The organism is Streptomyces sp. AM25 (assembly GCF_058146165.1).
This window is the reverse complement of sequence record NZ_JBKIWN010000015.1, coordinates 145658-157343: the sequence shown is the minus strand read 5'-3', so window position 1 is coordinate 157343 and position 11686 is coordinate 145658. Positions and strand designations below refer to the sequence as shown.

At 73.1% G+C, this 11686-nt stretch carries 4 protein-coding genes and 1 pseudogene; 1 reads left to right on the top strand and 4 read right to left on the bottom strand.

Going from position 1 to position 11686, the window contains the following annotated elements:
* The first annotated feature begins 355 nt into the window (after positions 1-355).
* Positions 356-2983, top strand: a complete 2628-nt coding sequence (gene glgP, locus ACLHRZ_RS21305) for an alpha-glucan family phosphorylase (RefSeq protein WP_490420084.1) — start codon at positions 356-358, stop codon at positions 2981-2983.
* Between the two features lie 52 nt (positions 2984-3035).
* Here glgP and ACLHRZ_RS21300 read toward each other — a convergent pair whose 3' ends face one another.
* The 4 genes and pseudogenes from ACLHRZ_RS21300 to glgX form a co-directional block, all read right to left on the bottom strand.
* Complete coding sequence (locus ACLHRZ_RS21300) at positions 3036-5315, bottom strand: M4 family metallopeptidase (protein WP_490420083.1); 2280 nt, start codon at positions 5313-5315, stop codon at positions 3036-3038.
* A 200-nt stretch (positions 5316-5515) separates the two neighbouring features.
* A pseudogene (locus tag ACLHRZ_RS21295) lies at positions 5516-7273 on the bottom strand (ABC transporter ATP-binding protein); the annotation flags it as partial.
* Between the two features lie 20 nt (positions 7274-7293).
* Positions 7294-9090 (bottom strand): ABC transporter ATP-binding protein, encoded by a 1797-nt coding sequence (locus ACLHRZ_RS21290; protein ID WP_490420082.1) that lies wholly within the window; start codon positions 9088-9090, stop codon positions 7294-7296.
* 120 nt (positions 9091-9210) lie between these two features.
* Positions 9211-11553 (bottom strand): glycogen debranching protein GlgX, encoded by a 2343-nt coding sequence (glgX, locus tag ACLHRZ_RS21285; protein WP_490420081.1) that lies wholly within the window; start codon positions 11551-11553, stop codon positions 9211-9213.
* Between the last annotated feature and the right edge of the window lie 133 nt (positions 11554-11686).

The window sequence follows — 11686 nt, the reverse complement described above, 5'->3', positions numbered from 1 at the left end:
CCGCCCTGCATGCAGGGTCCGTATGAACTACTCGTGCGTAGTTCGCGTGGCACCGCGTGGGGAGGGTGGACGGACCCCCGTCACCCGTACGGAGTCTCCTCGCTGGGCCGACCGTGTGCAATGTGACGGAAGGATGCTTCCGGCAGCCAAATGAGGGAACCCTGCCCCGACTTCACCTTCGAAGGTCGTAGCGGCTTTTGGCCTTCGAGACCACCGATGTACGCGCGGCGTATTTTCGCCTAGTACTTTCTCGCTAGTCGGACACCGCCGCACGGGCTCAGGCGCAGTCAGGCGGACGAGGGTACTTGGCCGCTTGGGCCCTGTCGCAGGGCGGTGCGCCGCTACCGTCGGGGGAGTGAAGGCCATTCGTCGATTCAGCGTGCGCCCCGTCCTTCCGGAGCCCCTACGACCGCTCAGCGAACTGGCGCGCAACCTGCGCTGGTCCTGGCATGCCGAGACGCGCGAGCTCTTCCAGTCCGCCGACCCCGAGGGCTGGCGCGCGGCGGGCGGCGACCCGCTGCACCTGCTCGGCACCCTCTCCGCCGACCGCCTCGCGGCGCTCTCCGGGGACCGCCGCTTCCGGCGGCGCCTGGCGGCCGCCGCCGACGACCTGCAGGACTATGTCACCGGCCGCCGCTGGTACCAGGAACAGCCGGCGGGACTGCCCGCCGCCGTCGCCTACTTCTCGCCCGAGTTCGGCATCACCGCGGCCCTCCCGCAGTACAGCGGCGGCCTCGGCATCCTGGCCGGCGACCACCTGAAGGCCGCCAGCGACCTGGGAGTTCCCCTCATCGGCGTCGGACTGCTCTACCGGCACGGCTACTTCCGGCAGTCCCTCTCCCGCGAAGGCTGGCAGGAGGAGCACTACCCCCTGCTCGACCCCAACGAGCTCCCGCTGACCGTGCTTCGCGAGCCCGACGGCAGCCCCAGCAGAGTCACCCTCGCGCTGCCCGGCGGCCGCAGCCTGCTCGCCCATATCTGGCAGGCGCAGGTCGGCCGGGTGCCGCTGCTGCTGCTCGACTCCGACGTCGAGGAGAACGCCCCCGGCGAGCGCGACGTCACCGACCGGCTCTACGGCGGCGGCAGCGAGCACCGGCTGCTGCAGGAGATGCTGCTGGGCATCGGCGGCGTGCGGGCGGTCCGGGCGTACTGCCGGCTCACCGGACACCCGGACCCCGAGGTCTTCCACACCAACGAGGGCCACGCGGGCTTCCTCGGCCTGGAGCGCATCCGCGAACTCGCCTGCCAGGGAGCCGAGTTCGACGCCGCACTCGAAAGCGTGCGGGCCGGCGCCGTCTTCACCACGCACACCCCCGTGCCCGCCGGCATCGACCGCTTCGACCGCGAACTGGTCGGCCGCCACTTCGGCGACGACGGCGAATTGCCCGGCATCGACCCCGGACGCATCCTCGAACTCGGCCTGGAGACCTACCCCGGCGGCGAGCCCAACCTCTTCAACATGGCCGTCATGGGCCTGCGCCTGGCGCAGCGCGCCAACGGCGTCTCCGTCCTGCACGGCAGGGTGAGCCGCGAGATGTTCGCGGGGCTCTGGCCGGGCTTCGACGCCGACGAGGTGCCGATCGCCTCCGTCACCAACGGCGTCCACGCGCCCACCTGGGTCGCCCCCGAGGTCTTCCGGCTGGGCGCCCGCCGCGTCGGCATCGGCCGCGCCGAGGAGGCGCTGAGCGTCGGCGGCGCCGAGCGCTGGGACTCCGTCGCCGAGATCTCCGACGACGACATCTGGCAGCTGCGGCACACCCTGCGCGAACAGCTGGTGGAGGAGGTGCGCGAGCGGCTGCGCGCCTCCTGGCGCGAGCGCGGCGCCGGCACCGCCGAACTCGGCTGGATCGACGGCGTGCTGGACCCCGGCGTCCTCACCATCGGCTTCGCCCGGCGGGTGCCCTCGTACAAGCGGCTCACCCTCATGCTCCGCGACCGCGACCGGCTCATGGAGCTGCTGCTGCACCCCGAGCGCCCCGTGCAGATCGTCGTCGCGGGCAAGGCCCACCCGGCCGACGACAGCGGCAAGCGCCTCGTCCAGGAGCTCGTCCGGTTCGCCGACGACCCGCGGGTGCGCCACCGCATCGTCTTCCTCCCGGACTACGGCATGGCCATGGCGCAGAAGCTGTACCCCGGCTGCGACGTGTGGCTCAACAACCCGCTGCGCCCGCTGGAGGCCTGCGGCACCTCCGGGATGAAGGCCGCGCTCAACGGCTGCCTCAACCTGTCCGTCCTGGACGGCTGGTGGGACGAGTGGTACGAGCCGGACTTCGGCTGGGCCGTCCCGACCGCGGACGGCCCCGGCACGGACGAGGACCGCCGCGACGACCTGGAGGCGGCCGCGCTGTACGAGCTGCTGGCGCAGCAGGTGACGCCGTGCTTCTACGACCGGGGCCCGGGCGGGCTGCCGGTCCGCTGGATCGAGATGGTCCGCCGGACCCTGACGACCCTGGGGCCGAAGGTGCTGGCCGGGCGCATGGTGCGGGAGTACGTGGAGGAGCTGTACGGCCCGGCCGCCGAGGCCCAGCGGGCGCTGAACCCGGCCGCCGCCGCTCAGCTCTCGGCCTGGAAGGCGCGGGTCCGTGCCGGGTGGTCCGGGGTGTCCGTCGACCACGTGGAAGCGGTGACGGACAGTCCGCTGAACGGCACGGCCGAGCTGGGGTCGACGGTGTCCCTGCGGGTGAGCGTCCGCCTGGGGGAGCTGGAGCCGTCCGACGTGGAGGTGCAGGCCGTCGCCGGCCGGGTGGACCCGGCGGACCGGCTGACCGCTCCGGCCACGTTCCCGCTGAAGCCGACGGGGGCGCCAGGCCTGGACGGCCGCCGCCTCTACGAGGGCCCGCTGACCTTCGACCGCACCGGCCCGTTCGGCTACACGGTGCGCATCCTGCCCGCGCACCGGCTGCTCGCCGGCGGGGCGGAGCTGGGGCTGGTGGCGGTGCCGACGGAGGCCTCCGGCGAGGACGGCGGCGTACTGATGCGGTGACGTACGGCGTTGCCGCCTGGGCGGGTCGAGCTCGCTCAGGCGGCGTGCCGTCTCAGCCGAACGTCAGGCGCCAGCTGTTGACGGTGCCCGTGTCACCGGCGTACATGTCCTGCACCTGCAGTTTCCACGTGCCCTTCGCCGGCACGGCGGAAGCGTCCACCGTGTACGTCTCCTTCACGTCGGCCGCCGAGTCCCACGCGTCCGCGCTCTTCAGCCGCCACGTCTTGCCGTTCGGTGCGACGAGGTCGATCTGCAGGTCGCCCCGGTACGTGTGCGTGATGTTGACGGTCGCCTTGAGCGCCTTGGGGCCGTTGCCGGTGCGCGTCACGGTGACCGGCGAGGTGATCGCCGGGCCGGCGTCCGGGATGGCGACCGGTGTGGTGTTCTCGAAGACCGTGCCGCCGCCGTCCGCCGCGTTCACCGTCCAGGTGAAGGAGACCGTGCCGGTCTTGCCGGCCGTGTCCTTCACCGTCACGCTCACCGCGCTGCTGCCGGTGGCGGTCGGCGTCCCCGTGATGAGACCGGTCGACGCGTTGATCGACAGGCCGGCCGGCAGCCCGGTCGCCGCGTAGCTCAGCGAACCGGCCGTCGGGCTGGTCGCCTTGATCTGCAGCGAGACCGCCGTGTTCACGACGCTGGTCTGGTCGCCGGGGCTGGTGACCGAGACGCTGCTGGAGAGCCTGCTGCCGACGTTGATGGCGGCCCACGCGTTGCCCACGTTGTTGTACGTGTCGCTGCCGACGCCGAAGAGCTGGCCCGCCGCCCACAGCGTGGCGTCGCGCGCGCCCGCGTAGTCGGTGGTGGACGTCATGCGCTCGGTGAGCGCCTTGTACCAGACGTTGGCGGCGTTGTCCCGGCCGATCGGGGTGACGGGCTTGCCGTCGGAGGTCGGGCTGTCGTAGTGGGTGCCATTGATGTCCTTCGGGCCGCTGCCCTCGGAGGCCAGGTAGAACCAGTGGTTGGCGGGGCCCGAGGAGTAGTGGACGTCGATGCCGCCGAGCCCGGAGTCCCAGCTGTCCTTGGAACTGCCGTCCTTGCTCGGCTGGTCCATGTAGCGCAGCGGGGTGCCGTTGCCGTTGATGTCGATCTTCTTGCCGATCATGTAGTCGCCCGGATCGGCGGGGTTGGCGGCCCACCACTTGACGGCGATGGCCATCATGTCCGAGGTGGCCTCGTTGAGGCCGCCGGACTCTCCGCTGTAGTTGAGGTTGGCGGTGGCGGAGGTGACGCCGTGCGTCATCTCGTGCGCGGCCACGTCGATGGCGGTGAGCGGGTGCGTGTCGCCGGAGCCGTCGCCGTAGGTCATGCAGAAGCAGGCGTCGTCCCAGAAGGCGTTGACGTAGCCGGTGCCGTAGTGCACCCGGCTGTACGCGCCCACGCCGTCGCCGCGGATGCCGCTGCGGCCGTGCACGTTCTTGTAGTAGTCCCAGGTCAGCTGGGCGCCGTAGTGCGCGTCGGCGCCGGCCGTGGCGGGGTCGTTGACGGTGCCGTCGCCCCAGACGTCGCTGGAGCCGGTGAACAGCGTGCCGGTGCCGTCGGTCCCGTGGCTGAGGTTGTAGGTCTTGTGGCCGCCGCGGGAGGTGTCGTTGAGCTGGTACTGGCCGCCCGACTGCGAGGTGCCCAGGGTGACCTTGCCGCTGTACTGGGTGTTGCCGGTGCCGGTCTCGACGCCCTGGAACCCGAAGAGCCTCTTGCCGGTCCGCGCGTCCGTGATCACGTGCAGCTGGTTGGGGGTGCCGTCCTCCTGGAGGCCGCCGACGACGGTCTCGTAGGCGAGGACCGGGGTGCCGTGGCCCGCCCAGATCACCTTGCGCGGGGCCCGGTCGGCCCGGGTGGCCGTGGAGCCCTGTGCCGCCGCGGACTTGACCGCGTCCTTCTCGGCGGCCGAGGCGGCGAAGGAGGGCGTGGTCGTCGGCACGGCCATGCGGGCCTTGTTCGCCTTGGCGACGGTGGAGACCTTCCCGCCGGCCGTCGCGTCCACGACGAGGTCGCCGCCGAGGACCGGCAGGCCGTCGTAGGTGCGCTCGTACCGGGTGTGCAGCGTGCCGTCGGCGTCCCGGGAGACGTCCTTGACGACGAGCTGCTCCCCGGAGCCGAGGCCGAGCGTGCGGGCGGTCCGCGCCCGGGTCGCGGTGGCGTTGCGCATCAACTCCGCGCGCTGGGAGGGCGACAGCCGCGCGGGCAGGGCGCCGGGGTCGGCCTTGGCGGCCTTCTGGCCGCCGGGCTCCGGGCGGGCGGTGGCGGAACCGGACTGTACTCCGACGGCGAGCAGGGCCGTCACGGCTACCAGGGCGCCGGTCGCGACGGCGCGCCGATGGGGGGTGGATCTCACTCTGATCTCCTTCAGCCGATGGGCATGGAGAGAGGTTCGATCGGCCGCGGGCCGTGGTGGGGATGTGGGGGTGGACCGCGCCGGTTGAGGTGAGGGTGCCACCACAACCAAGGGAGTGTCAGGGGCAGGTCAAGAGATTGGCCGGAAAATGTCCGTTGGCCAAGGAGTGCTGTCCGCATAACGGGAAGAATGCGGGTGGGTTACACCAGGCTCTCCCGCCACGCCTTGTGCAGATCGGCGAACCGCCCCTCCCCGGCGATGAGTTCGGCTGGCGCGCCGTCCTCCACCACCCGCCCGCCGTCCATCACCAGCACCCGGTCCGCGATCTCCACCGTCGACAGCCGGTGCGCGATCACCACCGCCGTGCGGCCCTGCAGCACCGTGCCCATCGCCCGCTGCACCGCCCGTTCGCCCGGGATGTCCAGGGAGGACGTCGCCTCGTCGAGGATCAGCACCGCCGGATCGGCGAGCAACGCACGGGCGAAGCCCACCAGTTGGCGCTGGCCCGCCGAGATGCGGCCGCCGCGCTTGCGGACGTCCGTGTCGTAGCCGTCGGGCAGAGCGGTGATGAAGCCGTGCGCGCCGATGGCCCGTGCCGCGCGCTCGATCTCCGGGCGCGCCGCACCGGGGCGGCCGATGGCGATGTTGTCGGCGACCGTGCCGGAGAACAGGAAGGACTCCTGCGTCACCATCACCACACCGCGCCGCAACTCCCGCCCGGACAGGGCGTCCAGCGGCACCCCGTCGAGCAGCACCCGGCCCTCGGTGGGGTCGTAGAAGCGGGCCAGCAGCTTGGCGAGGGTGGACTTGCCGGCGCCCGTCGACCCGACGACCGCGACCGTCTCCCCGGCCCGCAGCGTCAGGTCGAGGCACGGCAGCACCTCCACCCCGGCGCGGTACGCGAAGCGCACCCCGTCGAAGACCACCTCGCGGCCGGGGCTGCCGGCCGCCCGCGCGGGCAGCGGTACGGACACGGTCGGCTCGGGGACGGAGGGCCGCCGGGCCAGCAGCCCGGCAATCTTCTCCAGCGAAGCGGCCGCGGACTGCCAGGAGTTGAGGAACGACGCCAGCCGGTCGATGGGGTCGTACAGCCGCCGCAGGTACAGCACCGCCGCCGCCAGCGCCCCCAGCCCCAGACTGCCGGCGGTCACCCGGTAGGCACCCCACACCACGATCGCGGCGAGCACCGCATTGGCCACCAGACGGGACGAGACCACGTAGCGGGCCATCTCCAGCAGCGACTGGGCGTTGCCCTCCATGTGCCGCTCGTTGAGCACGGCGAAGCGCGCCTCGTTGGCGGCCTCGCGGCGGAACGCCTGGACCGGGCGGATGCCGTTCATGGTCTCGGTGAACTTCACGACGACCGCCGCCATCGCCGAGGAGCGCCTGCGGTAGACGACCACGGAGCGGCGCCGGTAGGAGCGCACCAGCACGGACAGCGGACCGAAGGAGAGCAGGGCGGCGGCGCCGATGCCCGGGTCCAGGTACAGCAGCATCGCCGAGACGTACAGCACCGACAGTGCGACGCCCATCAGCTCCTGCAGGCCGTTGTCGAGCAGTTCGCGGATCGACTCGACGTCCGTGGTGGCGCGGGCGATCAGCCGGCCGGAGGTGTAGCGCTCGTGGAAGTCGACGCTGAGGGACTGCGCCTGGCGGTAGAGCCGGCTGCGCAGCTCCAGCAGGGCGTCCTGGCCGATCCGGGCGCTCAGCCGCACGAAGGCGAGCTGCAGCAGGCCGGAGGCCACGGCGCAGAGCGCGTACGCGGCCGCGACGGCGGTGAGCGGGCCGTGGTCGTGCCGGCGGGCGGCCGGCACGGCGTGGTCGATGGCGTACGCGACGAGCAGCGGGCCCGTCTGCACGGCCGCCTGCTGGAGCAGCAGCAGGACGGCCGCGGCGCGCACCCGGGCGCGCACGGGGGCCAGCAGGGAGCGCAGCAGCGCTCCGGACGCGTCATCGGGGGTGCCGGCGGCGGAGGTGCTCAGCATGGGGTGCCCTTCGGTCCGGACATCAGCGAGGCGTACTCCCGGTTGCCGTGGAGGAGTTCGTAGTGGGTGCCGACCGCCGTGATGCGCCCCTGCGACAGCAGCGCCACGCGGTCCGCCAGCAGGACGGTGGAGGGGCGGTGGGCGACGACGAGGGCCGTCGTGTCGGCGAGGACCTCGCGCAGCGCGTTCTCCACCAGGGCCTCGGTGTGCACGTCGAGCGCGGAGAGCGGGTCGTCGAGGACGAGGAAGCGGGGGCTGCCGACGACCGCGCGGGCGAGGGCGAGCCGCTGGCGCTGGCCGCCGGACAGGCTCAGGCCCTGCTCGCCGACCTGGGTGCGGTGCCCCTCGGGCAGTTCGTGGACGAAGCCGGCCTGGGCGACGGCCAGGGCGCGGTCGAGGTCCTCCTCCCCGGCGTCGTCGGCGCCCATGAGGACGTTCTCCCCGGCGCTGGCGGAGAACAGCGTCGGCTCCTCGAAGGCGACGGCCACCCACTGGCGCAGCCGGCTGCGCGGCACCGCGGTGACGTCGGTGCCGTCGAGGGTGATGCGGCCCGCGGTCGCCTCGTGGAGCCGCGGGACGAGGGAGACCAGGGTCGTCTTGCCGCTGCCGGTGGTGCCGACCAGGGCCATGGTCTCGCCGCGGCGGACGTGCAGGTCGACCCCGCGCAGCACGGGCGGGGCGCCCGGCGGTGCGTCGGGGTAGCGGAACTCGACGCCCTCCAGCCGCAGTCCGCCGTCGTGCCGGCGCGACGCGCGGCGCTGCCGCCGGATCCGCGGCTCCCGGGCGACGGGCAGCGCGACGTCCATCACCTCGAAGTAGCGGTCCGCGGCCGTCGCCGTCTCGTTGGTCAGGGCGAGCAGGAAGCCGATCGACTCGACCGGCCAGCGCAGCGCCAGCGCCGTCGACAGGAACGCCACCAGGGTGCCCGTGGAGAGCTGCCCGTCGGCGACCTGCAGCGTGCCGAGCACCAGGGCCGTGCCGACGGCCAGTTCGGGCAGGATCATGATGAGCGCCCAGAGCGCGCCCAGCAGGGCGGCCTTGTGCAGCTCGATGCCGCGCAGCCGCTCCGCGAGCGTGCCGAAGGTCCGCTGCAGGGCGGGGTGGCGGCCGAAGCCCTTGACGATGCGGATGCCGAGGACGCTCTCCTCGATGACGGTCGTCAGATCGCCGATCCGGTCCTGCGCGGTGCGCGCCGCCTGCGCGTAGCGCTCCTCGAAGAACCAGCACAGCGCGACGAGCGGGACGACGGGGGCCAGCAGGACGAGCCCGAGCGTCCACTCCTGCACCAGCAGAATGGCGAAACCCACCACGATCGTCGCCCCGTTGACCAACAGGAAGGTCAGCGGATACGCGAGGAAGATGCGCACGAGCATCAGATCGGTCGTGCCGCGCGAGAGCAACTGCCCCGAGGGCCAGCGGTCGTGGAAGGAGACGGGCAGACGCTGCAGATGTGCGTACAGCGCCGCCCGCATGTCCGCCTCGACGCGCGCCAGCGGCCGCGCCACCAGCACCCGGCGCACCCCGAACAGCCCCGCCTCCGTGGAGCCGACGAGCAGCAGCGTCAGCCCGCCGAGCCACACCCCGGCCGGCTCGCGGCGCGCTATGGGCCCGTCCACCGTCCACTTGAGGGCGAGCGGGATCAGCAGGCTCAGGCAGGAGGCCGCCACGGTCACCAGCGCGGCCGCGGCCAGCCGCCGGTGCACGGGCCGCACATAGGGCCACAGGCGCAGCAACGACCGTACGGCCGACCGGTGTTCGGCAGGGCGGGTCGCTTCAGGGGTTCCGGTCATCAGGTGCGAGACTACGGTTCACCACTGACACCGCCCACCGGGATTTCCTCCCCGGGGCCGCGGGCGGTGGCGAGCGCCGGTCCGTGCGCGGGACGTGTGCCCGTACGCTCCCGGTGCCCGCTACGCACGCACCCCCCGGCCCGCCGGCACCGCGCGCAGGAGCAGTACCGAACGCGCGGGCACCACCGTGCGGGCGCCCGCTCTGCGCCGGCCGCCCGGAGCGGACTGCTGGTCCTCCCGCGAGGTGTCCGCCACCAGTTCGTACGACTCGGCCCACGGCGGGCCCGGCAGCAGGAAGCGGACCGGGCGGGGGCCCGCGTGCAGGACCACCAGGAAGCTGTCGTCCGTGACCGGCCCGCCCGTCGGGCCGCGCTGCGGGATGTCGCGGCCCGAGAGGTACATGCCGAGCGTGTCCGTCGGGCCGTACCAGTCGGCCTCGGTCATCTCCGTGCCGCCCGGCGTGAACCAGGCCAGGTCGCGCAGGCCGTGCGCGCTCTGCGGGCGGCCGGAGAAGAACGCGCGGCTGCGCAGCACCGGATGGGCGCGGCGCAGGGCCAGCAGCCGGGAGCAGAGGCGGACGACGGCCCGCCAGCCGGGGTCCTCCAGCACGGACCAGTCGACCCAGCCGGTCTCGTTGTCCTGGCAGTAGGCGTTGTTGTTGCCGCCCTGGGTGCGGCCCATCTCGTCGCCGGCCACCAGCATCGGCACGCCCGTGGACAGCAGGAGGGTGGTGAGCAGGTTGCGGATCTGGCGGCGGCGCAGGGCGAGGACGTCCGGGTCGTCGGTCTCGCCCTCGGTGCCGCAGTTCCACGAGCGGTTGGCGTCCGTGCCGTCCCGGTTGCCCTCGCCGTTGGCCTCGTTGTGCTTGCGGTCGTAGCTGACGAGGTCGCGCAGCGTGAAACCGTCGTGCGCCGTCACGAAGTTGACGGAGGCGTGGGGGCGCCGGCCGCCCCAGGCGTACAGGTCGCTGGAGCCGGTGAGCCGGTAGCCCAGGTCGCGCACGTCGGGCAGGGCGCCGCGCCAGAAGTCGCGCACGGCGTCCCGGTAGCGGTCGTTCCACTCGGCCCACGGCGGCGGGAAGGCGCCCACCCGGTACCCGCCGGAGCCCACGTCCCACGGCTCGGCGATGAGTTTGACGCGGCGCAGCACCGGGTCCTGGGCGACGACGGCGAGGAAGGGCGAGAGCATGTCGGGGTCGTCCGAGCCGCGCATGTCCCGGGCCAGCGTCGCGGCGAGGTCGAAGCGGAAGCCGTCGACGCCCATCTCGGTGACCCAGTAGCGCAGCGAGTCGGATATCAGGCGCAGCACGTTGGGCTGTGCGACGTGCAGGGTGTTGCCGCAGCCGGTGTAGTCGGCGTAGCGGCGGGCATCGCCCTGGAGGCGGTAGTAGCGGCGGTTGTCGATGCCGCGCAGCGAGAAGGTGGGGCCGAGCTCGCCGCTCTCCGCGGTGTGGTTGTAGACCACGTCGAGGATGACCTCGATGCCCGCCGCGTGCAGGGCCCGCACCATCGCCCGGAACTCGGCGACCTGCTGGCCGCGCGAGCCGGAGGCCGCGTAGGCGGCGTGCGGGGCGAAGTAGCCGATGGAGTTGTAGCCCCAGTAGTTGCCCAGGCCGCGCCGCAGCAGGTGGTCCTCGTGCGCGAACTGGTGGACGGGCAGCAGCTCCACGGCCGTCACGCCCAGCTGCACCAGGTGCTCCACGGCCGCCGGGTGCGCCAGGCCCGCATAGGTGCCGCGCAGCCGCTCGGGCACGCCGGGGTGGCGCATGGTGAAGCCGCGCACGTGCAGCTCGTAGACGACGGTGCCGTCCCACGGGGTGCCGGGGCGGCGGTCGTCCGCCGCGTCGTCGCAGTCCGCGACCACCACGCCCTTGGGGACGTGCGGCGCGGAGTCCCGCTCGTCGCGCACGGTGTCGGCGACGTGCTGCTGCGGCCAGTCGCGCACGTGTCCGTAGACCTCGGCGGGGAGCGCGGTACGGGGCTGCCCGGGCGGGCCGCCGAAGTCGCCGTCGACGGCGCGGGCGTACGGGTCCAGGAGCAGCTTCGCGGGGTTCCAGCGGGCGCCGGTCCAGGGGTCCCAGCGGCCGTGCACGCGGTAGCCGTAGCGGCGGCCGGGGAGGACGCCGGGCACGAAGCCGTGCCATATTTCGTGCGTCAACTCCGTCAATGGATGACGGGTTTCACCCTCCGCCGGTCCGTCGGTCCCGTCCTCGCCGAACAGGCACAGTTCGACGGCTTCCGCCCCTCCGGCCCACAGCGCGAAGTTCGTCCCCGCCACGCCGTGCGCGTCCACAGTGAAGTGCGCCCCGAGCGGCTCCGGGCTGCCCGGCCACACCGGCGCCCTGCCGGCCGGGCGGGGCCGGCCGTTGACGCCCGCCACGGGGAGCCGCGCGGGGCTCCGGCCGAACTCGGCGCCCTGCCGCGCCCCTTGCTCGGACGTACTCTGCTCGGATGCGCTCGACACGTGTTCGCCTCCGGCGGCTCTGGGACGGCGCTCCGGGCACCCGGCGTCCCGTCCGGGGGTCCGGTGATTGCGCTCTTTCCCGGTCTTCCCCGGTTTCTTCCCGGATCCACGTATGCGCTCACACGTGTGATCG

Coding starts and splice junctions, on each gene's coding strand:
- ACLHRZ_RS21290 (WP_490420082.1), bottom strand. CDS start 9,090: ATGACCGGAACCCCTGAAGCGACCCGCCCTGCCGAACACCGGTCGGCC.